The 25,689-nt window shown below is 65.9% G+C and carries 25 protein-coding genes and 1 tRNA gene; 8 read left to right on the top strand and 18 right to left on the bottom strand.

Annotated features, from left to right (window positions below; all coding sequences use genetic code 11):
- Positions 1-192: 192 nt before the first annotated feature.
- Positions 193-606 carry a response regulator gene (locus AAC050_RS07480; protein ID WP_339914450.1) on the top strand — a complete coding sequence of 138 codons (414 nt, stop codon included), beginning with the start codon at positions 193-195 and terminating at the stop codon, positions 604-606.
- A gap of 79 nt (positions 607-685) precedes the next feature.
- On the top strand, positions 686-1,504 hold the full coding sequence (locus tag AAC050_RS07475; RefSeq protein ID WP_339914449.1) for an enoyl-CoA hydratase-related protein: 819 nt from the start codon (positions 686-688) through the stop codon (positions 1,502-1,504).
- Between the two features lie 34 nt (positions 1,505-1,538).
- Here AAC050_RS07475 and AAC050_RS07470 read toward each other — a convergent pair.
- From AAC050_RS07470 to lon, 3 genes are all read right to left on the bottom strand, one after another.
- Positions 1,539-1,615: transfer RNA gene (locus AAC050_RS07470), tRNA-Val, on the bottom strand.
- Positions 1,616-1,650: 35 nt separating this feature from the next.
- Positions 1,651-1,974, bottom strand: a complete 324-nt coding sequence (locus AAC050_RS07465) for an HU family DNA-binding protein (RefSeq protein WP_339914448.1) — start codon at positions 1,972-1,974, stop codon at positions 1,651-1,653.
- Between the two features lie 70 nt (positions 1,975-2,044).
- Positions 2,045-4,441 (bottom strand): endopeptidase La, encoded by a 2,397-nt coding sequence (gene lon, locus AAC050_RS07460; RefSeq protein ID WP_339914447.1) that lies wholly within the window; start codon positions 4,439-4,441, stop codon positions 2,045-2,047.
- Positions 4,442-4,728: 287 nt separating this feature from the next.
- Between lon and AAC050_RS07455 the strand changes: the two genes are divergently transcribed.
- Positions 4,729-6,069 (top strand): chloride channel protein, encoded by a 1,341-nt coding sequence (locus AAC050_RS07455; protein ID WP_339914446.1) that lies wholly within the window; start codon positions 4,729-4,731, stop codon positions 6,067-6,069.
- A 21-nt stretch (positions 6,070-6,090) separates the two neighbouring features.
- Here AAC050_RS07455 and clpX read toward each other — a convergent pair whose 3' ends face one another.
- Positions 6,091-7,353 (bottom strand): ATP-dependent Clp protease ATP-binding subunit ClpX, encoded by a 1,263-nt coding sequence (clpX, locus tag AAC050_RS07450; RefSeq protein ID WP_339914445.1) that lies wholly within the window; start codon positions 7,351-7,353, stop codon positions 6,091-6,093.
- A gap of 191 nt (positions 7,354-7,544) precedes the next feature.
- Between clpX and AAC050_RS07445 the strand changes: the two genes are divergently transcribed.
- Positions 7,545-8,192, top strand: coding sequence for an HAD-IB family hydrolase (locus AAC050_RS07445; RefSeq protein WP_339914444.1), 648 nt, complete (start codon positions 7,545-7,547; stop codon positions 8,190-8,192).
- A gap of 11 nt (positions 8,193-8,203) precedes the next feature.
- On the opposite strand, the gene AAC050_RS07440 is transcribed toward AAC050_RS07445, so the two are convergent.
- The 3 genes from AAC050_RS07440 to tig all read right to left on the bottom strand — a co-directional run bounded on the left by AAC050_RS07440 (position 8,204) and on the right by tig (position 10,752).
- Positions 8,204-8,524, bottom strand: coding sequence for a hypothetical protein (locus AAC050_RS07440; RefSeq protein WP_339914443.1), 321 nt, complete (start codon positions 8,522-8,524; stop codon positions 8,204-8,206).
- Between the two features lie 76 nt (positions 8,525-8,600).
- Positions 8,601-9,242, bottom strand: coding sequence for an ATP-dependent Clp protease proteolytic subunit (locus AAC050_RS07435; protein WP_339914442.1), 642 nt, complete (start codon positions 9,240-9,242; stop codon positions 8,601-8,603).
- A gap of 166 nt (positions 9,243-9,408) precedes the next feature.
- Positions 9,409-10,752 carry a trigger factor gene (gene tig / locus AAC050_RS07430; RefSeq protein WP_339914441.1) on the bottom strand — a complete coding sequence of 448 codons (1,344 nt, stop codon included), beginning with the start codon at positions 10,750-10,752 and terminating at the stop codon, positions 9,409-9,411.
- Positions 10,753-10,933: 181 nt separating this feature from the next.
- Here tig and AAC050_RS07425 point away from each other — a divergent pair, with 181 nt between their 5' ends.
- Both AAC050_RS07425 and AAC050_RS07420 read left to right on the top strand, forming a co-directional pair.
- Positions 10,934-11,635: an MBL fold metallo-hydrolase gene (locus AAC050_RS07425; RefSeq protein WP_339914440.1), complete on the top strand. Its 702-nt coding sequence runs from the start codon at positions 10,934-10,936 to the stop codon at positions 11,633-11,635.
- Positions 11,636-11,776: 141 nt separating this feature from the next.
- Entirely contained in the window at positions 11,777-11,998 is a 222-nt protein-coding gene (locus tag AAC050_RS07420) for a KGG domain-containing protein (RefSeq protein WP_339914439.1), read from the top strand.
- 144 nt (positions 11,999-12,142) lie between these two features.
- Here the strand turns inward: AAC050_RS07420 and egtB are convergent, their stop codons facing one another.
- The 5 genes from egtB to AAC050_RS07395 form a co-directional block, all read right to left on the bottom strand.
- Positions 12,143-14,299 (bottom strand): ergothioneine biosynthesis protein EgtB, encoded by a 2,157-nt coding sequence (egtB, locus tag AAC050_RS07415; protein ID WP_339914438.1) that lies wholly within the window; start codon positions 14,297-14,299, stop codon positions 12,143-12,145.
- A 147-nt stretch (positions 14,300-14,446) separates the two neighbouring features.
- Positions 14,447-15,463 carry a beta-eliminating lyase-related protein gene (locus tag AAC050_RS07410; RefSeq protein ID WP_339914437.1) on the bottom strand — a complete coding sequence of 339 codons (1,017 nt, stop codon included), beginning with the start codon at positions 15,461-15,463 and terminating at the stop codon, positions 14,447-14,449.
- A gap of 3 nt (positions 15,464-15,466) precedes the next feature.
- The gene (locus AAC050_RS07405) at positions 15,467-16,396 is read right to left on the bottom strand and encodes a mechanosensitive ion channel family protein (protein WP_339914436.1); all 930 of its coding nucleotides are present in this window, start codon (positions 16,394-16,396) and stop codon (positions 15,467-15,469) included.
- Between the two features lie 78 nt (positions 16,397-16,474).
- Positions 16,475-18,292: an ATP-binding protein gene (locus tag AAC050_RS07400; RefSeq protein WP_339914435.1), complete on the bottom strand. Its 1,818-nt coding sequence runs from the start codon at positions 18,290-18,292 to the stop codon at positions 16,475-16,477.
- A 102-nt stretch (positions 18,293-18,394) separates the two neighbouring features.
- Positions 18,395-18,700 carry a BolA family protein gene (locus AAC050_RS07395; protein ID WP_339914564.1) on the bottom strand — a complete coding sequence of 102 codons (306 nt, stop codon included), beginning with the start codon at positions 18,698-18,700 and terminating at the stop codon, positions 18,395-18,397.
- A 45-nt stretch (positions 18,701-18,745) separates the two neighbouring features.
- On the opposite strand from AAC050_RS07395, the gene AAC050_RS07390 reads away from it, so the two are divergent.
- Positions 18,746-19,411, top strand: a complete 666-nt coding sequence (locus AAC050_RS07390) for a J domain-containing protein (protein WP_339914434.1) — start codon at positions 18,746-18,748, stop codon at positions 19,409-19,411.
- Positions 19,412-19,446: 35 nt separating this feature from the next.
- On the opposite strand, the gene AAC050_RS07385 is transcribed toward AAC050_RS07390, so the two are convergent.
- The 4 genes from AAC050_RS07385 to AAC050_RS07370 are packed head-to-tail and all read right to left on the bottom strand — an operon-like array spanning position 19,447 to position 23,118.
- On the bottom strand, positions 19,447-20,571 hold the full coding sequence (locus AAC050_RS07385) for an ABC transporter permease (protein WP_339914433.1): 1,125 nt from the start codon (positions 20,569-20,571) through the stop codon (positions 19,447-19,449).
- Complete coding sequence (locus tag AAC050_RS07380; RefSeq protein WP_339914432.1) at positions 20,571-21,518, bottom strand: ABC transporter ATP-binding protein; 948 nt, start codon at positions 21,516-21,518, stop codon at positions 20,571-20,573. Before AAC050_RS07380 ends, AAC050_RS07385 begins: the two co-directional genes overlap by 1 nt.
- Positions 21,515-22,495, bottom strand: coding sequence for an HlyD family efflux transporter periplasmic adaptor subunit (locus tag AAC050_RS07375; RefSeq protein WP_339914431.1), 981 nt, complete (start codon positions 22,493-22,495; stop codon positions 21,515-21,517). The genes AAC050_RS07380 and AAC050_RS07375 overlap by 4 nt, the downstream gene beginning before the upstream one ends.
- Complete coding sequence (locus tag AAC050_RS07370) at positions 22,492-23,118, bottom strand: TetR/AcrR family transcriptional regulator (protein ID WP_339914430.1); 627 nt, start codon at positions 23,116-23,118, stop codon at positions 22,492-22,494. The genes AAC050_RS07375 and AAC050_RS07370 overlap by 4 nt, the downstream gene beginning before the upstream one ends.
- A gap of 126 nt (positions 23,119-23,244) precedes the next feature.
- Between AAC050_RS07370 and cobS the strand changes: the two genes are divergently transcribed.
- On the top strand, positions 23,245-24,249 hold the full coding sequence (cobS, locus tag AAC050_RS07365; protein ID WP_339914429.1) for a cobaltochelatase subunit CobS: 1,005 nt from the start codon (positions 23,245-23,247) through the stop codon (positions 24,247-24,249).
- Positions 24,250-24,322: 73 nt separating this feature from the next.
- Here cobS and AAC050_RS07360 read toward each other — a convergent pair whose 3' ends face one another.
- A complete protein-coding gene (locus tag AAC050_RS07360) occupies positions 24,323-24,673 on the bottom strand; it encodes a DUF559 domain-containing protein (RefSeq protein ID WP_339914428.1) in 351 nt (116 codons plus the stop codon).
- 110 nt (positions 24,674-24,783) lie between these two features.
- Complete coding sequence (locus AAC050_RS07355) at positions 24,784-25,347, bottom strand: DUF2239 family protein (protein WP_339914427.1); 564 nt, start codon at positions 25,345-25,347, stop codon at positions 24,784-24,786.
- Positions 25,348-25,689 lie beyond the last annotated feature (342 nt).

The following is a 25,689-nucleotide window of genomic DNA, read 5'->3' as shown; positions in this document are numbered from 1 at the left end:
CACGAAAGGCCGCCGGATCGCTCCGGCGGCCTTTCTCGTGGACCCGTCGCCGCGGTGATCGTCGGCGATTGAAACGCCTCCGGATGCAGGTTCAGCGCACATTGTGAGGGGAACCCAATTGACGCTAGCCTAACCGTTCCGTCCGCTTCTGCACCTGAACGGTCGGCCCGATCCACTGACGGCTTTCGCAAGATGACCCAGATCCTGGTCGTAGACGACGACCCTTTCATCCTCGAACTGGTTCAGTCCATTCTCACACGGCCGGACCAATTCATTGTGACGGCCGACAGCGGGGCCGAGGGACTGGCCCGTCTGGCCGAAACACCGCCCGACCTCGTCCTTCTGGATCTCTGGTTGCCGGACATTTCCGGCCTGGAGGTCCTTCGCTTCCTGCGCCAGGCGAAAGGGTGGCAGCGCGTTCGCATCCTGATGCTGACCGCGTCCGATGATATCGACCACATGGTCCAGGCCAAGGCGACCGGCGCATCCGGCTACATGTGCAAACCCTTCCAGCCCCAGGCCCTGGCCGAAATGGTCGACGATATCCTCGGGCAAACCAACCTTGTCTGGATGGACGACTACACGCGGCTGCGACAACAGGGCTGACGTGACCCCTGCGAAGGCTTCAGTCGACAGAGGATCGGATGATAGAGACCTCTCTCACCGGAGCGAACGAGTAGACGCCATGACTGCATTCCAGATCACCCGGGACGGCCCCGTCGCCCATCTGCGCCTGAGCCGGCCCGAAGCCTCCAACGCCCTCGACATGCAGTTCTGGCGCGATTTCGGTCCGGCCTTGCAGGCGCTGGACGCGGGCGGCGACGTCCGCGCCCTGGTGATCTCGGGCGAGGGCCGGAATTTCTGCGCCGGCATGGACATCTCGGTGTTCTCGGGCGGTGCCATTCTCCAGACCGATACCGCCGCCCAACGTCAGGCCTTTCATCAGGCAGCGAGGACGCTGCAGGCGACCCTGACCCGGATCGAACAGGTCCGCTTTCCGGTCATCGCCGCCGTTCAGGGGGCCTGCGTCGGGGCCGGCCTCGACATGGTTGCCGCCTGCGACCTCAGGCTGGTGTCGCAGGAGGCCTATTTCCGCATCGAGGAGATCAATATCGGCATGATGGCCGACGTCGGCAGCCTGCAGCGCCTGCCGAAGGCCCTGCCCGAGGCCGTGGTGCGTGAACTGGCCTATCTGGGCACCGCCCTGACCGCCGAGCGGGCCGAGCGACTGGGCTTCGCCAATGCCGTCCTGCCCGATCCCGAAGCCCTGCTCGCGGCCGCGCTGGACATGGCCCGGGCCATTGCCGCCAAGGCCCCGCTCGCGATTTCAGGCTCCAAGGCCGCTGTGGTCTACGCGCGTGACCATTCGGTCGCCGAAGGCCTGGAATGGGCCGCGCTGATGCAGGGCTCGATCTGGAACACCGCCGACATCCTGACCGCCATCCAGGCCCGGGCATCAAAAAAGGCCGGAGAATTCCCCGACCTTGCCCCCCTCACCGAATAGCAGCCGCCGGTTTCATCCGGCCATGCGAGCCTCCTGGTAGGCGGCGACGGGTTCGAACCGCCGACCCTCTCGGTGTAAACGAGATGCTCTGACCAGCTGAGCTAGCCGCCCGTCCAGGAACGCCCGCCTGTCATGCCCGTCCCGGCTCAACCGTTCAAGACGCTTTTCAGCCCCTCACCCGGTTTGAAGCGGGCACTGCGTGAGGCCGGGACTGCCACGGCCTCGCCGGTCCGGGGATTGCGCGCCATTCCGGCCTTGCGTTCGACCGGCACGAAACTGCCGAACCCGGTCAGCCGCACCGTTTCGCCGCGCTGCAGACCCCCCGTAACCCCGTCGATAAAGCCTTCGAGCGCCAGCCGGGCCTGATCCCGGTCGATGCCGGCGGCACGAGCCATGGCGGCGATCAATTCGGTTCGGGTCATGGTCTTCCTCCTGTCAGCAACACCCCGGCAATAGACGGGCTCGCGCACCCTGCGTCAAAACCGAAAACGCGGTCCGGGTTGCCCCGGACCGCGCCCTTGTCGTTCGGTTGCAGCCGGATCAGTGGCTGACGGACACCGTGCCGCTGGACAGGGGTGCGGTCGGCACCGGCAGCGGATCGGCCACCTCGTCCCATTCGGTCGGGGTCAGGGTCCCGGTCAGGGCCCATTTCAGCGCCTCGTCCGCGGTCGAGATCGGAATGATCTCCAGCCCCGCCTTCACATTGTCCGGCACCTCGGCCAGGTCCTTCTCGTTCTCCTGCGGGATCAGCACCGTCTTGACCCCGGAACGCAGCGCCGCCAGCAGCTTCTCCTTCAGCCCGCCGATGGCCGTGACCCGGCCCCGCAGGGTGATCTCGCCGGTCATGGCGATGTCCTTGCGGATCGGCACCCCGGTCAGCACCGAGACCATGGCCACGGTCATGGCCACACCGGCCGACGGACCGTCCTTGGGCGTCGCGCCGTCGGGCACGTGCACGTGGATGTCGGTCTTCTCGAACATCGGCGGCTTGACCCCGAAGGTCAGGGCCCGGGCCCGCACATAGGAGGCGGCGGCCGAGATCGACTCCTTCATCACCTCCTTGAGGTTGCCGGTCACGGTCATGCGGCCACGGCCCGGCATCTTGATCGCCTCGATGGTCAGGATATCGCCGCCGAACTCGGTCCAGGCCAGACCGGTGACGATGCCGACCTGATCCTCCTCGTCCATCTCGCCATAGCGATATTTCTTCACCCCGGCGTATTCAGCCAGCTTGGCCGCATCGATGGTGATGGTCAGCACATTGGTCTTGGCCATCTCGCGCACAGCCTTGCGCGCCAGACCGCCCAGGGCCCGCTCCAGCGAGCGTACACCGGCTTCGCGGGTATAGTAGCGGATCAGCTCCCGAATGGCCTCGTCCGGCACGATCAGCTCGCCCGCCTTCAACCCGTGATCCGTCAGCAGCTTGGGCAGGACGTGACGCCGGGCGATCTCGACCTTCTCGTCCTCGGTGTAGCCGCTGACCCGGATGATCTCCATCCGGTCCATCAGGGGCTGGGGCATGTTCAGACTGTTGGCCGTGGTCACGAACATGACGTTGGACAGGTCGTAGTCGACCTCCAGATAGTGATCGCCGAAATTGGCGTTCTGGGCCGGATCCAGCACCTCGAGCAGGGCCGAAGAGGGATCGCCGCGCCAGTCCGAGCCCAGCTTGTCGATCTCGTCCAGCAGGATGAAGGCGTTGGTGGTCTTGGCCTTCTTCATCGACTGGATGATCTTGCCGGGCATGGAGCCGATATAGGTCCGGCGGTGACCACGGATCTCGGCCTCGTCACGCATGCCGCCCAGCGACATCCGCACATATTCGCGCCCGGTCGCCTTGGCGATCGATCTGGCCAGCGAGGTCTTGCCCACGCCCGGAGGGCCGACGAGGCACAGGATCGGCCCCTTCAGCGCACCGGTCCGGGCCTGGACCGCCAGATACTCGATGATGCGTTCCTTGACCTTCTCGAGCCCGTAGTGGTCCTCCTCGAGGATGTCCTCGGCCTTCTGCAGGTCGATCGGCTTCGACTTGGCCTTGCCCCACGGGATCGACAGCAACCAGTCCAGATAGTTCCGCACCACCGTCGACTCGGCCGACATCGGGCTCATGTTGCGCAGCTTCTTGACCTCGGCGTCGGCCTTGGCCCGGGCCTCCTTGGACAGACGGGTGCGGCGGATCCGCTTCTCCAGCTCCATGACCTCGTCGCGGGAGTCGTCGGTCTCGCCCAGCTCGCGCTGGATCGCCTTCATCTGCTCGTTCAGATAATATTCGCGCTGGGTCTTCTCCATCTGGCGCTTCACGCGCGAGCGGATCTTCTTCTCGACCTGCAGCACCGAAATCTCGCCCTCCATCAGGGCATAGACCCGCTCCAGACGTTTGGGCACGTCGGTGGTTTCCAGCAGGGCCTGTTTGTCGGCGATCTTGATCGACAGATGGGCGGCGACGGAGTCGGCCAGCTTGGCCGGCTCGACGATCTGCGGAATCGAGCTCAGGGCCTCGGGCGGCACCTTCTTGTTCAGCTTCACATAGTTTTCGAACTGCTCGACCACGGCCCGCAGCAGGGCCTCGCTCTGGGAGGGGTCGCCGGCCTCCTCGGGAATCTCGACGGCTTCGGCCTCGAAGAATTCGGTCCGGTCGGTGAATTTCACCAGCCGCGCGCGACTCTTGCCCTCGACCAGCACCTTGACCGTGCCGTCGGGCAGTTTCAGCAACTGCAGCACCGTCGCCAGCACCCCGACCGGATAGATGGCGTCGGACGCCGGATCGTCATCGACCGAATTCTTCTGGGTCGCCAGCAGGATCTGCTTGTCGCCCTTCATGATCTCATCCAGCGCCCGCACGGATTTCTCGCGCCCGACGAACAGGGGCACGATCATGTGGGGGAACACCACAATGTCCCTCAGCGGCAGGACGGGCAGGGTTTTTGACTCAGACATTGTACGTACTTTCCTCGGCCGTCCGGGACTGCGGGCTCTCCGCCTCCGGGGTCCCGGCATGATGTCGGACCCCTCAAGGCTGCCCACCGATTCCAGCGGCATTCATGGAGTATGTGGGTCGCGGCCCGTCCGGTTCAAGCGTAACTGCCAATTGCCGCGCCCCCGCGCCGGTTCATCCCCAGACAACCGCAATCACGGCTGGCCCCACCCGTCCCACGGTCACCGGATTTGCACTGCGCCACCGACAGGTCTAGGCCACCGGTGAACTCCCCCTTGAAAGGTCGCCAATGCCGGTTTCCCGCCGCAAAATCCTGCATGCGGCGTGGCGTGAGCGGATCGGCCCGGTCTGGAAGAGCCGGCTGGCCACCGGTGGCGGGGCCGTGCTGGTCGGCCTGTTCGCCTACGGCTTCGCCTGGGCCGCCGACCATGCCCAGGCGGCCTTCGGCACCCTGTCGTCCGGCTGGCCCTATGCGCCGCTGGTGATCACACCGCTCGGCTTTCTGCTGCTGGCCTGGCTGACCCGGCGTTACGCCCCGCTGGCGCGCGGATCCGGCATCCCCCAGGTCATCGCCGCGGCCCGGGACTCCAGCCAGGCCCGACCGCTGGTGTCGATGCGGACCGCCCTGTTCAAGCTGCTGGCCACCCTTGTCGCCATGCTGGTCGGCGGCTCGGTCGGCCGCGAGGGCCCGACGGTCCAGGTCGGGGCCGCCATCATGGCCGCCTCGCACCGGCTGCTGCGCGTGCCGGTCAATGCCGCCGTGATCATCGCCGGTGGGGCCGCCGGTGTCGCCGCCGCCTTCAACACCCCGATCGCCGGGGTCGCCTTCGCCCTCGAGGAACTGGCCGCCGCCTATGAGCAGCGTCTGACCCTGCTGGTCATGGCCGCCGTGGTCATCGCCGGCCTGATCCCGCTCAGCCTGTCGGGCGACTACATCTATTTCGGCGTGGTGTCCGAGACCATGTCCGCCTTCCACGCCCTGCCGATCGCCCTGCTGGTCGGCATCGTCGGCGGCGCGGCGGGCGGGCTGTTCTCGCGGATTTCCCTGAAGCTGCTGGCGCGCGGCTCGATCCTGATCCGTAAACCCCTGACCACGGCCCTGGTCTGCGGCATCGTCGTCGCCGTGGTCGGGGTCGCCGCCCACGGCCTGACCTGGGGCACCGGCTATGACGCCGCCCGCACCCTGGTCGAGGGCGGACGCCAGCCGATCTGGTTCGCCCCCGCCAAATTCATCGCCACCCTGGCCTCCAGCCTGTCCGGCGCGCCGGGCGGCGTCTTCGCCCCGTCCCTGTCGGTCGGGGCCGGTCTGGGGGGGCTGCTGGCCAATATCTTCCCCGAGGAGAGCCGCAGCGCCATCGTGCTGATCGGCATGATCGCCTATTTCGTCGGCGTGGTGCGCGCGCCCCTGACCGCCGTGGTCATCATCTCCGAAATGACCGCCAACCGCGGCATGATCCTGCCGTTGTTCGCCGCCGCCGTAGTCGCCGACGTCGCCGCCCGGGCGGTCAGCGGTCGCCGCCTCTATCACGGCCTGGCCGACAATTTCCTCACCCCCGTGCCGGAGACCGATGAGAGCGAGACCCCGGATCCGGACACGAAAAAGGCCCCGGACGCGACGCCCGGGGCCTGATCTTCAGTACGACGGTGGTGGTCAGGCCGCCCCGTCGGCCTTCTTCTTCTCGGCATAGATCAGCAGAGGCTGGGCATTGCCCTCGATCACCTCGGCATTGACCACGACCTCCTCGACGCCCTCGAACGTGGGCAGTTCGAACATGGTCTCCAGCAGGATGCCTTCCAGGATCGAACGCAGGCCACGCGCGCCGGTCTTGCGGGTAATGGCCTTCTTGGCGACGGCGATCAGGGCGTCGTCGGTGAAGGTCAGTTCGACATTCTCCATCTCGAACAGCCGCTTGTACTGCTTGACCAGAGCGTTCTTCGGCTCGGTCAGGATCATCACCAGGGCTTCCTCGTCGAGGTCCTCCAGCGTCGCCAGAACCGGCAGACGGCCGATGAATTCCGGAATCAGGCCGAAGCGCATCAGATCGTCGGGCTCGACCCCCTTGAGGATGTCACCGGTGCGCCGCTCGTCAACGTCCTTGACCTTGGCCCCGAAGCCGATCGAGGCCCCGGCACCGCGCGCGGCGATGACCTTCTCGAGGCCGGCGAAGGCCCCGCCGACGATGAACAGGATGTTGGCGGTGTCGACCTGCAGGAACTCCTGCTGCGGGTGCTTGCGGCCGCCCTGCGGGGGCACGGAGGCGACCGTGCCTTCCATGATCTTCAGCAGGGCCTGCTGCACACCCTCGCCCGAGACGTCACGGGTGATCGAGGGATTGTCAGACTTGCGCGAAATCTTGTCGATTTCATCGATGTAGACGATGCCGCGCTGGGCCCGTTCGACATTGTAGTCGGACGACTGCAGCAGCTTCAGAATGATGTTCTCGACATCCTCACCCACATAACCGGCTTCGGTCAGGGTGGTGGCGTCGGCCATGGTGAACGGCACGTCGATAATCCGGGCCAGCGTCTGGGCCAGCAGCGTCTTGCCCGAGCCGGTCGGCCCGATCAGCATGATGTTGGACTTGGCCAGCTCGACGTCGTTGTTCTTGGCCGCGTGGTTCAGCCGCTTGTAGTGGTTGTGAACCGCAACGCTCAGCACCTTCTTGGCGTGCTTCTGCCCGATCACATAGTCATCAAGGACGTCGCGAATTTCCTTCGGGGTCGGCACCCCGTCCTTGGTCGTCTTGAACGCGATCTTGTGCTCTTCACGGATGATATCCATGCAGAGTTCGACGCATTCGTCGCAAATAAATACTGTCGGACCGGCGATGAGCTTGCGCACTTCGTGCTGGCTCTTCCCGCAGAACGAGCAGTACAGGGTGCTCTTGGCGTCGCCACTGGCTGCTTTGGTCATAGACCTTCTCACTCCGACGAACGGCCTCGACATGAGGCCGAGCGCGTATCCCACGCGTTTAATCCTGAACCCTAGGCGCGAAGGTCTTCAAAAATTGACAATCACCCATCATTGCCGTGACGACAAGCCCAACAGGGCCCGAAGGGCCCGTGAAAACGGCCTGAGTTCACAATCGATGAGGATCACGGCGAATGTCTGACATGGGCACCGATTCAATGATTCGCCAGAGGCTTGAGCTGAAAGGCCCGATTGTCGCGTTCGACTTTGACGGCACCCTGACCGTCCGCGACAGTTTCACCGCCTTCCTGCGTTGGCGGGCCGGGCCCGTGCGTTGGGCCACGGGACTGGCGAAATTGACCCCGGCAGTGCTGGCCTATGTCGGTGACCGGGACCGCGGGCGCATCAAGGCCGCCTCGGTACGGGAATTTCTCGGTGGAGTGGAGCGCGCCACCCTCGAAGCCGAGGCTGAACGGTTCGCCGAATTCATCTGGCCGCGCTTCATCCGTCCCGACGCCCTTGCCTGCTGGCAGGACTGGGGCCGCAAGGGGGCGCACCGCGTCATCGTCACCGCCTCACCCGAGATCACCGTGGCCCCCTTCGCCCGTCGCCTGGGGGCCGAGGCCCTGCTGGGCACCCATATGGCCTTCGACGCCGCAGACCGCGTCACCGGGGCCTTCAACGGTCCCAACTGCCGGGGTGAAGAGAAGGTGCGTCGCCTGCGCGCCACCTATGGCGACGATCTGCACCTGGCTGCGGCCTATGGCGACACCAGCGGCGACACCGAAATGCTGGCCTTCGCCGCCGAGCCGGGCTTCCGGGTGTTCACGGCCCGCCCCTGAAAAGAAAGGCTCTAGCGGCCGTCCGCATCCACGTCGAACACCATCGCCTTGCCGCGCGACGTCGGATTCCAGCCCGCCTCGATCGCGGCCGTCACGGAATTTCGCACTGCGTCAACGTTGACGCGCTGCTTCTCCATGTCCGGTCGTCCGTTTGGGCGCAGCGGCATGGGAAACTGGACAATCGCCTCGCGCTTGAAGTCCTTCAGGCGCAGGGAAATGGCCATGCCGTCCCATGACCCGTTGGCCAGGGGCTGAGGCTGCCTTCGCAGTTCCCATTCATAGGTTTCGCCGTCGATCTCGACCACGCCGCGGGTATCACGTCCGTACTGCATCAGCGGCTCATAGCACAAAAAGAAAGGCGCGCCGTCAATGGCGCGCCCTCTTGGGAATCCGATAATCCTTGCCGGGTCAGACGGTCTTGATACCGTCGTCCTCAGCTTCCTCGCGCTTCTCGTAGACGTGATCGATGATGCCCCAGTCCTTGGCCTGTTTGGCATCCATGAAATGGTCGCGATCGAGGGTTTTCTCGACCTCCTCATAGGTGCGGCCGGTGTGGTGCACATAGATTTCGTTGAGCCGCTTCTTGGTTTCGACGATGTCCTCGGCGTGGCGCACGATGTCCGAAGCCTGGCCGCGGAAGCCGCCCGAAGGCTGGTGAACCATGACGCGGGCGTTCGGCAGGGCGATACGCTGGCCCGCCTCCCCGGCGGTCAGGATCAGCGAACCGGCCGAGGCCGCCATACCCATACAGACGGTCGAAACCGGGCTCTTGATGTACTGCATGGTGTCATAGATCGCGAGCGCCGAGGTCACCTGACCACCGGGGCTGTTGATGTACATGCTGATTTCCTTCTTCGGGTTCTCCGACTCCAGGAACAGCAGCTGGGCGCAGATCAGCGACGCCATGCCGTCCTCGAACGGACCGGTCAGGAAGATAATTCGCTCGCGCAGCATGCGCGAGAAAATGTCGAAGGCTCGCTCACCGCGGCTGGATTGCTCCACCACCATCGGCACGAGGTTGCTTTGGATGAAATCGATCGGATCGCGCATTCGGTGGCCTTCTCGGGATGCTTGGCGGGTGCGACTCACCGGTCGCACACCTGTTGAACAGGATATCGCGTTGCAGAACCGTTGACGCAAGCCAAGACCGGAAAAAGCAAATCCCCGCTCCGGTGTCCGGAACGGGGATCACTGTGGTCGAAACCGGTCGGACCGATCAGCCCTCGTCGTCTTCCTTCAGCAGCTCTTCCTTGCTGATCGGTGTGTCCTTGACCTTGGCCATGTCGAAGATCAGGTCGCAGACCTTCTCCTCATAGATCGGCGCGCGCATCGAGGCGGCGGCGTCCGGATTCTGACGATAGAAGTCCAGAACGGCCTTTTCCTGCCCCGGATAGTTGCGGGCTTCGGCCATGATGGCGTTGTTCAGTTCCTGATCGGTGACGCCGACATTGTTGGCCCGGCCGATCTCGGCCAGCACCAGACCCAGGCGCACGCGGCGCTCGGCGATCTTGCGGTACTCGTCCTTGAGCTTCTTCTCGGACTTCTTGGCGTCTTCCGGCGGCAGGTTGCCGGCTTCCTTGTCGGCCTCGACCTGTTTCCAGATTCCCTCGAACTCGGCGTCGACCATCTTGGGCGGCAGGTCGAAGGTGTGGGCCTTGTCCAGCTCGTCGAGCAGGGCACGCTTCAGCTTGAAGCGGGCAGCCCCCTTGTATTGCTGGTTCAGATTGTCGCGCATCAGCTCCTTGAGCTTGTCCAGCGACTCCAGACCGACGCGCTTGGCGAATTCATCGTCGACCTTGGCCTCGACCTCGGCCTTGATGGCCTTGACGGTGACATCGAAGGTCACGGCCTTACCGGCCAGATGCTTGGCCTGGTAGTCCTCGGGGAAGGTCACGTTCAGCACCTTCTCCTCGCCGACCTTGGCCCCCTTGAGCTGCTCCTCGAAGCCCGGGATGAAGCGGTTCGAGCCGATCACCAGCTGCGCGTCCTCGGCGGCACCGCCCTCGAAGGGCTCACCGTCCAGCTTGCCGAGGAAATCGATGGTCAGCTCGTCACCGTCGGCGGCCTTGACCGTCTTGCCGGTCTTGTCCTCGTAGGATTTAGCCTGGCCGGCCAGTTCCTTCAGCGCCTCGGCGAGATCGGCGTCGGACGCCTCATAGGTCGGGCGCGACAGCTTGATGGTCTTGGGGTCGACCGGCGTGAAGTCAGGCATGACTTCCAGCGACATTTCATAGACCAGGTCCTCCTGGCCGACGATGACCTTGTCCATGTCGGAGGTCAGCTTCATCTCGGCCGGGGCGGCGGCGCGCAGCTTGGCGTCTTCCATCGCCTTCTGGCTCGACTCATTCAGCGCCGTATTGATGATTTCACCCATCATGTCGCGACCGAAGGTCTTGCGCACATGCGACACCGGCACCTTGCCGGGGCGGAAGCCCTTGAGCTTCACCTGCGGCGCGACCTCCTTCAGCTTGGCGTCGAGCTTGGTGTTCAGCTCGGCGGCAGGAATGGTCACCGCGAGGACGCGGCTGAGGCCTTCGTTCGACTTTTCGACGACTTGCATGGACAGAATCTGACGCTCTGGGGCGGCACCCGGGAAACAGGTGCGCACGGGGATTGAATAATGCAGAAAGGCCGCCCCCTTCGGGAGCGGCGCTCGAAGCCCGCCCTTATGTCGAGAAGGGCCCGAAAGGTCAACGCAGGCGACGGTTTCCCGACGCGTCCGCCTCGCCTATGTGATGCACATGAACCAGTCCGCCTCCCCCATCGGTGTCTTCGTCACCCCGGTCACACCGCTGCAGCAGAACTGCACCACCGTCTGGTGCACAAAGACCGGCAAGGCCGCCGTCATCGATCCCGGCGCGGGCGTGGATGCGGTGCTGGGCGAGATCGCCCGGCGCGGCCTCACCCTTGACGCCATCTGGATCACCCACGGCCACCTCGACCACGCCGGCGGCGCGGCCGAGATGCAGGAAAAGTCAGGCGTCCGGATCACCGGCCCTCATCCTGACGACCAGTTCTGGATCGACGGCATTCCCGAACAGGGGCGGACCTATGGCCTGCCGGACGCCCGCAGTTTCACGCCCGACCGCTGGCTGGAGCACGGCGACACCGTGACCCTGGGCGAGACAGTCTGGGAGGTGCTGCACTGCCCCGGTCACACGCCCGGTCATGTCGTCTTCTTCAACCGTCAGGCCCGCTTCGCCCAGGTCGGCGACGTCCTGTTCCGCGGCTCGATCGGTCGCACCGACTTCCCGCGCGGCAATCACACAGATTTGCTCACCGCGATCACCACCCGGCTCTGGCCGCTCGGCGATGACGTCACCTTCGTGCCGGGACACGGCCCCACATCGACCTTCGGAGCCGAGCGGCGGGACAATCCCTATGTCTCCGACGCGGCCATGAGCCGGGCCCCGATCGCGCGTCCGGCCTCGGGTCCGTCCTGACGTCACAGGCGACGCCGGGACCTGTCGGAACCGCTGAAATACCCGTGTCAGGGGAAATCTGTTGGCGCTACTCTCGGAACTTCCGGGGTCGCACCGGGTTCAGATGACAGTCGTCTACTGTCGTCAGGAAAGGTCCTCTCCATGGCCGAAGGTAAGCCCACCCGTCCCGCAGGCACGGCCAAACGAGGCTTCGCCTCGATGGACCCCGAACGCCAGCGCGCCATCGCCCGCAAGGGCGGGGCCAGCGTGCCGAGCGAGAAGCGCAGCTTCTCCCAGAACCGCAGCCTCGCCGCCCAGGCCGGACGCAAGGGTGGGGAAGCCTCACACGGCAGCCGCAAGGATGCCGACGCCGACGCCGGCTAGAGCGAAATCGGTTGGGTTGGACGCAGTCCAACCCGGCTCAGATTTCGCTCCAGTTTGAATCTGGACCATTTTTTGGATTCAGGTCGATTCGACCTGAAACAAAAATGGTCTAGGGGCGTTTTGCTTCTGACCGGGTCCGGACCGTCAGGCCTCAAGCAGGGCCAGAGCCACCGCCGGGGCCGGACCGGTCTCGAACCGTGACACCGTCCAGCCGGCTGCTTCAGCCATGGCCCGCAGCGTCGTCTCGGTGAATTTCCGCGAGCTTTCAGTGTGGATCGTCTCGCCGCGGGCAAAGGCGATCCGCTGACCGTCCAGATCGACCGCCAGATCCCGCCGTGCCGTCAGATGCATCTCCATCCGTGACCGGGTCGCATTCCACACCGCCTGATGCTCAAAAGCGTCCAGGTCGAAATCCGCGTCCAGCTCCCGGTTGGCGCGGGCCAGCAGATTCAGGTTGAACGCCGCCGTCACCCCCTGGCTGTCGTCATAGGCGGCGATCAGGGTCTCGGGCTCCTTGACCAGATCGACGCCGAGGATGAACAGGGCCTCGTCACCCAGCAGGGTTCGCGCGGCCTTGAGGAAGGCGATCGCCTCGTCGGGCTGCAGATTGCCGATGGTCGAGCCGGGAAAGAAGCCGATCCGCCGCCCCCGGCCGGCCGTCTCCGGCAGTGCCTCCAGATGCAGGAAGTCGCTGACCAGCGGGGCTACCGTCAGATGTGGATAGGCCTCGGCGATCCGTTCCGCCGCCTCGCCAAGGGCCTCGGGACTGATGTCGATCGGCACATAGGCGAACAGGTCCCGGCCGGCGTCCAGCAGGATACGGGTCTTCTCACTGGCACCCGAACCGAATTCCACCAGCACCGCACCCGGCCCGAAGGTCGCCGCCCAGTCGGGCGCGACCCGCTTCAGCAGGGCCGCCTCCTGTCGCGTCGGATAATATTCCGGCAGCCGGGTGATGTCCTCGAACAGGCGCGAGCCCTCGGCGTCATAGAACCATTTCGGTGACACGGCCTTCTGCGGCTGTGACAGACCCTCGATCAGCGCCTGACGAAATTGGGCGTCATCATCACCGTCCGTCGTCACCGTATCGGGCTCGGTATCCCTGGCCAGTCGCAGTCCCATGAACGCCCACCTTTGATGCGGATAGTAAAAATTCCGGTACGTGGCACGGACATGGTCAACCGGTGTGGCAAAGGCTCCGCCGCGCAGGACCATCTGGTTGGCCATGAACTTGCCGTTGTACTCCGAGGCCGTGCCCTCCGTGGGCCGGAACCCCGGATATGGGGTGTAGGCGCTCGAAGTCCACTGCCAAACCTCGCCGAACAGGTTGGAGAAGGCGTCGGGCATCGTAAGCGCGGCATGTTCCCACTCAGCCTCGGTCGGCAGTCTCCTGCCGGCCCAACGGGCATAGGCGTCGGCCTCATAGAAGCTGACGTGGCGCACCGGTGCCGCCGGATCCACACTCTGACGGCCGGACAGGCTCATGACGTTCCAGCCGGAGTCGTCGCGTCGCCAGTACAGGGGCGCGTCCCATCCCCCGGTCTGCACGGCCGTCCAGCCGTCCGACAACCACAGCTCGGGTCGGCGATAGCCGCCATCCTCAATGAACGCGATCCAGCCGGCGTTGGTCACCAGATCATGGGCCAGCGCATAGGGCTGCAACCAGACCGGATGGGCCGGCTCCTCATTGTCGAAGGCGAAGGTGTCCCCCCTGGCCCCCAGGCTGACCTGTCCACCCGCGAACCGGGTCTCCCCGCCCCGCGGTGCCGCGACCGGTGCGGCCCGCGGTTCAACGGCACAGGCAACCGGGTCCAGCGGCGAACAGGACATCAGGTGCAATATGTCCATCAGGAACAATTCCTGATGCTGCTGCTCGTGGTTCAGCCCCAGGGCCAGCAGATAGCGCTGACGGCCGTCGCCCGCGCCCTCGCCCAGCAGGCCGGTCATACGCCGGTCGATTTCGCGCCGGTAGGCCATCACCTCTTCCAGGGACGGCCGGGTCATCAATCCGCGCCGGGGCCGATCCACGCGGGGGCCCAGCGCCTCATAATAGGAGTTGAACAGGGCATGGTAGCGCGGATCCACCGGCACATAATCCGGCTGCCGCGCCAGGATCATCGCCTCGAAGAACCAGCTCGTATGGGCCAGATGCCATTTGCCCGGGCTGGAATCGGCCATGGACTGGGCCCCCAGATCCTCGGCGGACAGGCCCTCGGCGAGGACGGGCAACACCGAGCGCACCCGGCGATAGGCCCGCACATCCACGACTTCACCCGTCTTGATCCCGGCCGGTGCGTTCATCGGCGATAATTTCCACGACAGGATAACGTCACAGACGACGCTCCTTTCCGCCAATGCGGAGACGAGGTCCCGGTTCCTGCTTCCATGCCGGCTCGCCACCTTGTCCGCATTGAATCCACCAGCCTCCGGTTCCCGTCCGGCCTGCCCTCACGCAAGACCGGCGATGACGTCCAGCAGCTCGTCCACCGCCTCGACCACCGTGGCCCAGGAACAGACAAACCGCACCGAGCCGTCATCGAAACGGTAACAGGCCCAACCCAGTTCATTCAACCGTCGGAGTGCCGACTCCGGCATTCTCACAAACACCGCATTGGCCTCAACCGGGTGGGCCAGCGTATAGGGCGAGCGGGCGACGATCCCGGCCGCCAGCCGCTGCGCCATCAGATTGGCGTGGGCCGCCCCGTCTTCCCAGGCCCCGGATTCCAGCAGGCCGAGGAACGGTGCCGCCAGAAAACGCGCCTTGGACGCGGTCTGCCCGGCCTGTTTCAGCCGGTTGTCGATGCGCCGCGCCAGCGTCTTGTCGAAGATCACCATGGCCTCGGCGCAATTGGCTCCGGCCTTGGCCCCGCCGAACACCAGCAGGTCAACACCCAGGCGCGGGATTTGGGTCAGGTCGAACCCGGCCGCGGCGGCATTGGCCAGTCGCGCGCCGTCCATATGCACGCCATGACCCCTTGCCTTCACCGGCTCGATCAGGTGACGCAGTTCTTCCTCGCTGTAGACGGCTCCGTATTCGGTCGACTGGGTCAACGACAGGGCGGCGACCGGCTGACGGTGCCCGACCTCCGGCTCATCCAGCGCGGCGAGCAGCGCCTGCGGGTCGATCTTGCCGGAAAACCCGGGCAGGCCGATCAGGCCGACGCCCTGGCCGAAAAACCCGGGTGCCCCGGTCTCGTCGGTGCAGATATGGGCGGCGTGGTGGGCCAGCACCGCCTCATGCGGAAAGGCCAGCATCGACAGGGCGATGGCGTTGGCCGCCGTGCCGCTGAACACGAAGCGCACCTCGGCGTCCGCATCCAGTCGACCGCGAATCTGGTCAGCGGCGCGGGCCGTGATGTCATCCGCCCCATAGGCGCGGGCGAATCCGTCATTGGCCGCGACGATGGCATCCAGCGCCGCCGGGGCCATACCGGCCGTATTGTCAGACCCGAAGTCGTAGCGCACCCGTCAGTCTCCCTGGGTTTCGTCCGCCGGCGCGGCGACGATGCGGGCGAATGACGCGCCCTTGGCCGGTACCTCGACCTGGTGCGGGAACGGAATCTCGATCCCGGCGGCGTCCAGCGCCTCCTTGCCGGCCTGCATCAGGTCCGCCTGGGTCTGCCACCAGTCGCCCGACTTGACCCAGGCCTGCAGGGTCACCTGCACGGCGCTGTCCAGCAGGCCGGTGACCCCGGTCCACGGGGCCGGGTCCTTCAGGACCTTGGCATGCGCCCCGGCCGTGGTCTCCAGCACCTGCCGGGTCTGGCCCAGGTCCTCGCCGTAGCCGACGGTGAAATCAATCTCGATACGCCGGGTCGTCTGGCCGGACAGGTTCAGGATCACATCGCCCAGCACCTTGCCGTTGGGCACCACGATCTTGTGATTGTTGGCATTGGCCAGCTGGGTGGTGAACAGGTCCAGACGTTGCACCGTGCCGCTCGCTCCGCCGATGTCGATCACATCCCCGACCTTGTAGGGGCGCAGGATCAGCAGGACCACGCCGGCGGCCACGTTCGCCAGCGTCCCCTGCAGCGCCAGACCGACCGCCAGCGAGGCGGCCCCGAGCACGGCGATGATCGAGGTGGTCTGCACCCCCAGCCGCTGCAGCACGGCGATCAGGCCGATGATATAGACCACGACCCGCACCACCTGGGCCGCGAAGGTCAGCACCGTCTGGTCGTCCTGGAAGCCGCGGACCCGCGACAGGGCGCGGCGGGTAACCTTGGACGCCCATCGCGACAGGAACACCGTGGCGATCAGGATCAGCAGGGCAATGACCAGACTGATGGCCAGATTGCCGGCCATGTCGGTCACCTTGACCAGCATGGCGGCGTCGACCGTGATCGCCTTCTGGCCGGCGGCCACCGCGTCATTCAGGGGAGTCTCGAGGTTGATCATGCGCCGGGTCTAACGCCCTGTGCCCGGATGTGAACCCCGGGACCGCAATTCATCTCATCCGGTCACCCGAAACTGACTTCAGGCTGCCGCCGTCTTGTCAGCGACCTTCGAAGCGTCCTGAAGATTCTCGCGGCCGTTCCCCAACCTGTTCATGAGCTGGGCCAGAAGCAGGAAATCGATCGGCTTGTTCAGGTAGGCGTCCGCACCGGCCGCCAGACCCGCTTCATGATCCTCGGTCCGGGCCGAGGCCGACAGCACCACCACCGGCGTGTCGGCGTTGAGACCGTCTCCGTCGCGAAGCGCCCGGGTCGCCGTCAGCCCGTCCATCACCGGCATGTTCACGTCCATAATGATCAGATCAAAGACCTGGACCGACGCCATTTCCAGAGCGATCTGGCCGTTCTCGGCCGAAACCGAGGCATGTCCGGCGGACCCCATCCAGGCCTCAAGGATCATACGGTTGACCGGATGGTCCTCGACCACCAGGACCGACAGTTTGCGACCGTCCTCGACCACGGCCAGGATCGGCTCTGCGGCCTCTTGCCGTCCCCAGTCGACCACCTCGGCCTCCAGGTTGAAGGTGAAGATCGACCCCTTGCCGATCGTCGAGGTCACCCTGATGTCGCCGCCCATGATATTGGCCATGCGGCGGGAGATGGTCAGACCCAGACCGGTCCCGCCGAAGCGGCGCGTCGACGACGCGTCCACCTGGGTAAACGGCTGGAAAAGTCGTTCAAGATCAGTCGCTTCAATGCCTGAGCCGCTGTCTTCAACCACATGCTCGAACCGAACCAGCTTGTCCGAAACCCGCTCGGCCCGGACCGTATAGGTGATCGTACCGGTGTCCGTGAATTTGACGGCGTTGGACAGCAGATTATGGACCACCTGACAGACCCGCAGCGGATCACATTTGACCACTGACGGCAGCTCGCCCTCGAACCGGGCGACAAAATCCAGACCCTTGGCTTCGGCCTGGGCCTGGAACGGCCCGGCGACGCGCTTGTGCTGGTCTTCGACCTGAACCTCGACGCTCTCGAACGTCATCTTGCCGGCCTCGATCTTGGTCATGTCGAGGATGTCATTCAGCAGCGACAGCAGGTTGTCGCCCGAATTGCGGATGATCGACAGATACTCCCGCTGGGTGTTTTCAAGTCGGGTGGCGCTCAACAACTGGGCCGCACCCAGCACGCCGTTCATCGGCGTCCGCAGCTCATGCGAAATGACCCCGAGGAAGTTGGACTTGGCTTCGCTGGCGGCGTCGGCCTTGTCGCGCGCCGCCTCCAGCTGTCCGATCAGGTGCGACTGGTGCGCCTGGAACGCACGAATGCGTTCCTCGCGCAGCATGGTCATCATCACCAGAACAAACAGGCCGGCGGCACTGAGCGGAATGACGGAAAGGAAGGACCAGAACAGCGGTGACCCCCAGAGGGTGGTCAGAATGATCAGGGCAGCCAGGCCGTAAGGCGACGAAATGACGATCGCCTGCCGGGGTGAACTGCGCAGCTGCGAGAACACCAGCACATAGCCGGAGACCAGCAGCGCCATGGCCAGGCCCTTGCCGAACGGTTCGTTCGAGAACCAGGCCAGCAGCGGGGCCGATGCCCAGACGGCGGTGGTGATCGTGGCAACGGCCGGAAAAACCAGCCCCCAGCCGGTGCCGACTCTTTCGCTGATTCGTTTTTCGACGGCCCCGCGCACATAACCGGCGGCTAGGGTCCCGACAAACCAGAACAGGGCCTTGGGCAAACCAATGGTGCCCAGCAGGCCCAGACCCCAGCTCGCAATGATCAGATAGCGCAGATACTGTGTCTGCAGGATCGCCTTCAGCGCCTGCGCGGCTTCGCCGGGACTGTGCTGTCCCGCGAAGACGTCGTCGATACCGTCGGTCTCAACCATTGAACCCCCCGACCCTTTTACGTCGTCGCGTGACGTTAGGTTGAACTGGCTAAGACGATATGAAGATCGGCCCCCCTCCCCTCTAATTGAGGTGGGGATAACTCAATTTTCGCCCCGGGCCTCCTGGGGGGTGAGCGCGCGAATCGACAGGGCATGGACCGGGCCGGCCAATTCTTCACGCAAGGCCGCATTGACCGCGCGCTGCCGCGCCAACCGTCCCTGCCCCTCGAACGCGCTTGAAATCAGGGTCAGGTTGAAATGGCTTTCGCCGCCCGGACGACCGTCCATACCCCCCTCATGATGGTGGCCGGCATGACGACCACTGTCATCGATGACCTCAAGAGACTGCAAATCGAAGGCCGAGGTCAGTTTTTTGCGAATAATTGTCGCTATCGGGCCTTCCGGCATCGCTAGTTCCTTGATGGTGACCAATTCCGCCCTACACTTGCGACCATGCCCGCTTCATTTCAATACACGCCCCGTTTCAAGGATATGCGGATCAAGCCGCAACGCGCCGAGGAAGAGGCGGCGGAGAAAGACGTCCTGCGTCTGAAGCCCGGCGAGAAACCCTGCAACTGGCCCGACTGCAGCAAGGCGGCCACCGCCAAGGCTCCCAAGTCACGCGAGCGGCTGAACGACTTCTATGATTTTTGTCAGGCCCACGCCGGGGCCTACAACAAGAACTGGAACTTCTACGCCGGCATGAGCGAAGGCCAGGTCCGCGCCGCCCAGGAAAACGAGGCCATGACCGGTGGCCGCCCGACCTGGGACATGAAGGCCAGCAAGAATTCACGTGAGGCCGCGGGCGACGCCGCCAAGCTGGGCAAGGCCCACACTGGTGACGCCGGCTCCTGGCGCGACAGCTACGGCCTGTTCGGTCGCCGCACCCAGGAACAGGTCAATCCGGCCGACGACCATCGCGTCGGCAAGCTGGAACGCATCGCCATGGCCGACCTCGGCCTCGAGCCGGGGGCCGAAAAGTCCGACATCAAGGCCCGCTACCACGAGATGCTGAAGCGGTTTCACCCCGACACCAACGGCGGCGATCGCGGGGCCGAGGTCAAGCTGCAGAGCGTGATCCGTGCCTGGAAGGTCCTGAAGAAGGCCGGCCTCGCCTGAGCCGACACGGATCCCGGTCCGGGCGGCCGCGCCGCTCAGTCGAGGGTCGTGCGGTAGCGAATCATCGCCAGCGTCCCGACTGCCAGCAGGAAGGCCGCCAGCGCCGCCAGACTGGGCCAGGAGTCCATCACCCCGCTGCCCTTCAGCAGTGAGCCGCGCGCCACACGCAGGATATGGGTCACCGGAATGATCGTCCCGATCACCTGGGCCCACTCCGGCATGCCGCGGAACGGAAACATGAAGCCCGACAGCAGGATCGACGGCATCATGTAGAAGAACGACATCTGCATCGCCTGCAGCTGGGTGCGTGACACGGTCGAGATCAGGAATCCCAGCGCCAGCGAGCCGACGATGAACAGCAGCAGGCCCAGACTCAGCGCCAGCCAGCCCCCGCTCATCGGCACCGCGAACAGCAGTCGCGCCAGCACCAGAATCAGCGCCGCCTGGATCACGCCGACGAGGACATAGGGCGTCAACTTGCCGACCATCACCTCCAGCGGCCGCACCGGCGTGGCCAGCAGCGCCTCCATCGTGCCCCGCTCGCGTTCACGCGCCATACCCAGCGCCGTCATCATCACCAGCGTCATCGACAGGATGATGCCCAGCAACCCGGGCACCACATTGAAGGCGGTGATGTTCTCGGGATTGTAGCGACGGTGGACCACCACCTCGAACGGCGGCGCGCGTCCCGTGCGAGCCAGCGGCCCGGTCAGCTCCCGCGCCAGCGCCTGCCCCGGCAGCCCCGCCAGCGCCGCCACGGCCCCGCCGACCGCCGAGGGGTCCGAGGCATCGGCCTCGACCAGAATCTCGGCCGCCTGCCCGCGCACCACCTTGCGGCTGAAATCGGCCGGGATCACCACCGCGAACTGCACATCGCCCCGCGCCAGGGCCCGGTCCAGCTCGGCCTGGCTGTTGGCGGCGACGGTGATGCGGAAATAGCCGGTATTGGTCAGGGCGCTCAGCACCGGCCGCGCCATCACCCCCTGATCCTGTACCAGCACCGCCGTCGGCAGGCTGCGCGGGTCGCTGTTGATGGCGTAGCCGAACAGCAGCAGCTGCACGATCGGCATGACCAGGATCATCGCATAGGTCAGCCGGTCGCGGGTCAGCTGGATGAACTCCTTGGACATCACGGCCCAGGCGCGGCTCAGCGACAACATCAGGCGGCCTCTTCCTGTCTCAAACCGGCGATCAGGTGGATGAAGACATCCTCCAGCGACGGCCGCGTCTCGGTCCATCGGATCGGGTCCTGACGCAGCGGGGCGATGGCCGCTTCCAGCGCCGCCCGGTCGCGACCGGACACATGCAGGGTGGTGCCGAAGGCCGTGGCCATCTCCACCCCCGGCTGCCCGCGCAGCCGCGACGCCAGCCGGTCGGCACCCGGCCCCTCGGCCAGAAAGGTGACCAGCTCCGCCCCGTCGATAATTTCATCGGCCGACCCCCGGGCCAGGGTCCGTCCAGCGGCGATATAGACGATCTCGTGGCAGCGCTCGGCCTCGTCCATATAGTGGGTCGAGACCAGCACCGTCATGCCCGCCGCCGACAGGGCGTGGATCTCATCCCAGAAGGTGCGCCGCGCCTCAGGATCGACCCCGGCCGTCGGCTCGTCCAGCAACAGCAGGTCCGGCTCATGCAGCGTCGCCGCCGCCAGCGCCAGCCGCTGTTTCCAGCCGCCTGACAACGTCCCGGCCAGCTGTCTGCGCCGCTCTGCCAGCCCCAATTTCACCAGAGCCGCATCGACCCGTTCACTGCGCCGGTCCAGCTCATGCACCCGGGCCATGAACACCAGATTCTGCTCGATCGACAGGTCCTCATAGAGCGAGAATTTCTGCGTCATATAGCCGACCCGCCGCTTGATCGCCCGCGCCTCGCTCAGCACGTCCAATCCCAGCACCGTGCCCTCGCCGCTGTCGGGCTTCAGCAGGCCGCACAGCATGCGCAGGGTCGTGGTCTTGCCCGCGCCATTGGGTCCCAGAAACCCGCAGATCCGGCCCTTCTCGACGGTGATGCCGAAGTCACGCACCGCATGCAGGGCCCCGAACGATTTGTTCAGCCCGCGCACGTCAATCGCAGGACCATCATCGGGCAGCGTCCGGTTCTCACTCACCGCGCCGGTTCCAGCGGCACCACATCGACCGGCAGGCCGGGGTTCAGCGACGTCGGGTCCTCCGGCGTGGCCTCGACCATGAACACCAGCCGGTCACGGCTGCCGCGGCTGTACAGCACCGGCGGCGTGAACTCGGCCGTGGCGCTGACCCACGTAATCCGCGCCGTGCGCAGGCCCGTACAGCCGTCACAGCCGAACTGCACCGTGCCGCCCGGCCGATACAGATTCACGGACCGCTCCGGCACGAAGAACCGCACCTTGATCCGCGCGTCAGGCAACAGGGCCAGCACCGGCTGGTTGGCCGGGGCCCATTCGCCCTGGCGGAAGAAGATCTGTTGCACCCGCGCCCCGGTCGGGGCCAGCGGCGACAGGGTCCGCAGCACCGCCTCGGCCCCGCTCAACCCGCCGCGCGCCTGGGCGGCCTGCTGGTCGGCGGCGATAATCGCGTCTGCGCGTGCGCTCAGGGCCCCGACCGCGCGCTGGCGGCGCACCGTCTCGACCTCGGCCCGGGCGGTGTCGCGCGCCGCCCGCTCCTGATCCAGCCGGGCCGGGGCATAGATGCCGCGTGCCACCAGCGGGGCGATGCGGTTGTAGTTGGCCTCCGCCTGACGCAGCCGGGCTTCGGCTGCCGCCATCTGGGCGTCGTATACGGCCTGTTCCTGGGCCCTCTGACCTTTACGCAGGTCCTCGGCATGGGCCTCGGCCGCGGCCAGCGCTGCCGCCGCCGACTCGGCCTGGGCCTGCGGCACCCGCGGATCGATCAGGAAGGTCGCCGCCCCGGATGCCACCCGGTCGCCCTCGCGCACATACAGGGCCTCGACCGCACCCGAGACCGGGGCCGCCAGATAGACCAGGTCGCCCTCGACATAGCCCGACAGGGTCCGCGCCTCGCCGCCGCGCAGGAACAGGCCCCACACCAGCAACGCCGCCAGCGCCACCACCCCGACGATCCCCACAACCGGTCGAATCCGCTTCATGGCCGCATGCCTCCCAGCACCGTATCCAGATGTTGCGCCGCCAGCGCCTCGATATCCACCGGCTCGGCCCCGACCGGTTCGAAGGTCTCGCGCCACAGCACGCCCAGCAGCATCGGCCCCATGATCCCCATGGCGAACAGCCGGGGATCGCCGGGCCGGATCTCGCCCCGCGCCTGTCCGGTCCGAATCAGGCCGGTGATCAGGCCCAGCGCCGGGACCAGCACCGTCTCGTGCCAGATGGTCGCCAGCTCGGGCAGGTTACGGCTCTCGACGATGACCAGCCGGATCACGCCCGACACGCGCCGGTCGCTCGCCAGGGTCCGCGCCAGCAGGCCGACCCCGGCCCGCACCGCCGCCTCGAACGGGACCCCGGCCCCGGCCAGATCCTTCAGATGCGCCAGATTGCCGCCCATGGCCGTGCCGACCACGGCCCGGAACAGGTCTTCCTTGGTCTCGAAATACAGATACAGCGCGCCCTTGGACACGCCGGCGCGCTTGGCCACGTCCTCCAGCCGGGTCGCGGCATAGCCATTGGCCGCGAACACCTCCAGCGCCGCCGCCAGAATTTCGCCCGGCCGCTCGGCCTTGCGTCGTCGCCATTTCGGTTCACCGGGAGGCAGCATGGCTTCACTTTTAATAACTGACCAGTCAGTTATTAATCGCAATCACAGCCGCCGTCAAAGCACCATTCCCGAATTCCGCGACCACGGCGCTGGACCCCGCCCCTGCGGTTTCATAAGTGTCTGTGCATGACCTCTCCCCTCGACGCCTCGCCCGATCCGCTGCTGATGCTGGAACCGCACCGCAAGGTGACGGTGCGCGAGGCTTTTGGGGTCGATTCCGACATGATCGTGCCGATGTTCGAGACGCGTGACAGCCACGTGCCCGAGCTCGACGACGCCTATCGCTTCGACCCGCAGACGACCCTGGCCATCTGCGCCGGCTTCGCCTTCGACCGGCGGGTCATGGTCCAGGGCTATCACGGCACCGGCAAGTCAACTCACATCGAGCAGGTCGCCGCCCGGCTGAACTGGCCGATGGTCCGGGTCAATCTCGACGCCCACGTCAGCCGCATCGATCTGGTCGGCAAGGACGCCATCGTCCTCAAGGACGGCAAACAGGTCACCGAATTCCGCGAGGGCATGCTGCCCTGGGCCATCCAGCGTCCGATCGCCCTGGTGTTCGACGAATATGACGCCGGCCGCCCCGATGTGATGTTCGTGATCCAGCGCGTGCTCGAGGCCCAGGGCCGCCTGACCCTGCTGGACCAGAACCGCGTCATCCGCCCGAACAAATTCTTCCGCCTGTTCAGCACCACCAACACCATCGGTCTGGGCGACACCTCGGGCCTGTATCACGGCACCCAGCAGATCAATCAGGGCCAGATGGACCGCTGGAACATCGTCACCACGCTCAACTACCTCGACCACGACGTCGAGGGTGAGATCGTCGTCGCCAAGGTGCCCGAGTGGAACGACGCCGAGGGCAAACGCCGCATCGCCGCCATGGTCCGCGTCGCCGACATGACCCGCAACGCCTTCATGAACGGCGACATCTCCACCGTCATGAGCCCCCGCACCGTCATCACCTGGGCCCAGAACGCCATCATCTTCAACGGCGACGTCGGCCTCGCCTTCCGCCTGACCTTCCTCAACAAATGCGACGAGCTGGAACGGCCGACCATCGCGGAATTCTACCAGCGCGCGTTCGGGGAGGATCTGCCCGAGGCCGCGACGCGGGTGAAGGTGGGGTAATTTTCCTTCTCCCCTTGCGGGAGAAGGTGGCCCGCGTAGCGGGTCGGATGAGGGGGCACTCCGGCGGTGCTAATCAACCCCGGGCCAGCTTCGCCTCCGCCGCGGCGAGGATCGCACCCACCACCTCGTGTCCACGATTCTCAATCTGCGCGTTGGGAAACCTCAGCACCCGGAAACCCTGCGTGGTCAGCCATTCGTCGCGCGCGACGTCCTCGGCACGATCTTCGTGCTGCGGCCCGTCAGCCTCAACGATCAGCCGGTGTCTGAGGCAGAGAAAATCGACGATGTATCGCCCGATAACCACCTGGCGACGGAATTTGAGCCCGGCCAGTTTCCGATCTCGCAGCAGCTTCCATAGTCGCCGTTCGTAAAGAACCGGATCGCGCCGCATTTCCCTCGCACGTTGCCGAAACCACTCGTCCATAGGTTATGGAAACACTGCTGGCACCGTCTGTCGAGAGGTCGGTGCGACCCCTCATCCGACCTCGCTTCGCTCGGCCACCTTCTCCCGCAAGGGGAGAAGGACGATCCTCCCTATCCCCCCGCCACAAACCCCGCCGCATAGTCCCGCACCGCCTCCGGCCAGCCCGCCGTCGCCGTCGCCAACCCGTCCGCATCCCCCGCGAACAGCGCCCGCGTCGCGGCCTCATAGCCCGGCAGGTCCCCGGCCACGGCGGTCATGAAGCGATAGGCCGCCTCGCGCCCCTTGCGCACCCGGTCCGGTCCCTCAGACGCCCGCGCCGCCGCCTCGACCAGTTTGCGCAACGCCACCGAGGCCCCACCCGGCTGGGTCGCCAGCCAGTCCCAGTGGCGCGGCAACAGGGTGATCTCGCGCGCCGTCACTCCCAGTTTCGGCCGCCCCGGCCCGCGCTTTGGCGGCTCGGCGGCCACCGGGGCCAGCCGCGCCCGCACCGCCGCCAGGTCGCCGCGCAGATCGAACTCCAGCGGCCGGGCATCGGCGTCATCGAACACCAGCACCCCGGCCTCGCCCGCCTCGCTCGCCGCCTTGACCGCCGCCACCACGTCGCGGGGTGCGCCCCGTCCGAGAAGGCGATGGCCGGCGAAGGCGGTACAGGTGATGTCAGGAGCCTGGGTCATGCCCCGGATTTACCCGGATGAAACCACCTCGTCAATATTACCCGGATGAAACAGAGTGCCCTCCGCTAACGCTGTCGTCATCCCGGGGCAAGCGGCGCAGCCGCGCAGACCCCGGGACCCAGCGGCGCGCGCCAGCGCGATCTGTTCAGGCAGGGATCGCTCCCCGCGTCCTTCTCCCCTCGAGGGAGAAGGTGGGCGGCGGAGCCGCTCGGATGAGGGGGCCGGTTCCGTTCGCTCATCATCAGCCGGTCGTGTCCGGATCGGGCATCCCCCTCATCCGTCTCGCGCTGCGAGCCACCTTCTCCCACGAGGGGAGAAGGACGCGCACCATCCGAATTCCCG

It is taken from the genome of uncultured Brevundimonas sp. (assembly GCF_963974615.1).
GTDB lineage: Bacteria > Pseudomonadota > Alphaproteobacteria > Caulobacterales > Caulobacteraceae > Brevundimonas.
The sequence above is the reverse complement of the archived record's forward strand: the minus strand, read 5'-3'. Positions and strand labels throughout refer to the sequence as shown.

Excerpts from the sequence above, each read along its gene's own strand:
- AAC050_RS07395 (WP_339914564.1), bottom strand. The coding sequence starts at position 18,700 with ATGCCGGAAGGCCCGATAGCGACAATTATTCGCAAAAAACTGACCTCG.
- AAC050_RS07400 (WP_339914435.1), bottom strand. The coding sequence starts at position 18,292 with ATGGTTGAGACCGACGGTATCGACGACGTCTTCGCGGGACAGCACAGT.
- tig (WP_339914441.1), bottom strand. The coding sequence starts at position 10,752 with ATGCAAGTCGTCGAAAAGTCGAACGAAGGCCTCAGCCGCGTCCTCGCG.
- cobS (WP_339914429.1), top strand. The coding sequence starts at position 23,245 with ATGACCTCTCCCCTCGACGCCTCGCCCGATCCGCTGCTGATGCTGGAA.
- AAC050_RS07455 (WP_339914446.1), top strand. The coding sequence starts at position 4,729 with ATGCCGGTTTCCCGCCGCAAAATCCTGCATGCGGCGTGGCGTGAGCGG.
- AAC050_RS07360 (WP_339914428.1), bottom strand. The coding sequence starts at position 24,673 with ATGGACGAGTGGTTTCGGCAACGTGCGAGGGAAATGCGGCGCGATCCG.
- AAC050_RS07390 (WP_339914434.1), top strand. The coding sequence starts at position 18,746 with ATGCCCGCTTCATTTCAATACACGCCCCGTTTCAAGGATATGCGGATC.
- AAC050_RS07375 (WP_339914431.1), bottom strand. The coding sequence starts at position 22,495 with ATGAAGCGGATTCGACCGGTTGTGGGGATCGTCGGGGTGGTGGCGCTG.
- AAC050_RS07475 (WP_339914449.1), top strand. The coding sequence starts at position 686 with ATGACTGCATTCCAGATCACCCGGGACGGCCCCGTCGCCCATCTGCGC.
- AAC050_RS07435 (WP_339914442.1), bottom strand. The coding sequence starts at position 9,242 with ATGCGCGATCCGATCGATTTCATCCAAAGCAACCTCGTGCCGATGGTG.
- lon (WP_339914447.1), bottom strand. The coding sequence starts at position 4,441 with ATGTCTGAGTCAAAAACCCTGCCCGTCCTGCCGCTGAGGGACATTGTG.
- clpX (WP_339914445.1), bottom strand. The coding sequence starts at position 7,353 with ATGACCAAAGCAGCCAGTGGCGACGCCAAGAGCACCCTGTACTGCTCG.
- egtB (WP_339914438.1), bottom strand. The coding sequence starts at position 14,299 with ATGAACGCACCGGCCGGGATCAAGACGGGTGAAGTCGTGGATGTGCGG.
- AAC050_RS07355 (WP_339914427.1), bottom strand. The coding sequence starts at position 25,347 with ATGACCCAGGCTCCTGACATCACCTGTACCGCCTTCGCCGGCCATCGC.
- AAC050_RS07480 (WP_339914450.1), top strand. The coding sequence starts at position 193 with ATGACCCAGATCCTGGTCGTAGACGACGACCCTTTCATCCTCGAACTG.
- AAC050_RS07420 (WP_339914439.1), top strand. The coding sequence starts at position 11,777 with ATGGCCGAAGGTAAGCCCACCCGTCCCGCAGGCACGGCCAAACGAGGC.
- AAC050_RS07440 (WP_339914443.1), bottom strand. The coding sequence starts at position 8,524 with ATGCAGTACGGACGTGATACCCGCGGCGTGGTCGAGATCGACGGCGAA.
- AAC050_RS07445 (WP_339914444.1), top strand. The coding sequence starts at position 7,545 with ATGTCTGACATGGGCACCGATTCAATGATTCGCCAGAGGCTTGAGCTG.
- AAC050_RS07425 (WP_339914440.1), top strand. The coding sequence starts at position 10,934 with ATGAACCAGTCCGCCTCCCCCATCGGTGTCTTCGTCACCCCGGTCACA.
- AAC050_RS07370 (WP_339914430.1), bottom strand. The coding sequence starts at position 23,118 with ATGCTGCCTCCCGGTGAACCGAAATGGCGACGACGCAAGGCCGAGCGG.
- AAC050_RS07385 (WP_339914433.1), bottom strand. The coding sequence starts at position 20,571 with ATGTTGTCGCTGAGCCGCGCCTGGGCCGTGATGTCCAAGGAGTTCATC.
- AAC050_RS07405 (WP_339914436.1), bottom strand. The coding sequence starts at position 16,396 with ATGATCAACCTCGAGACTCCCCTGAATGACGCGGTGGCCGCCGGCCAG.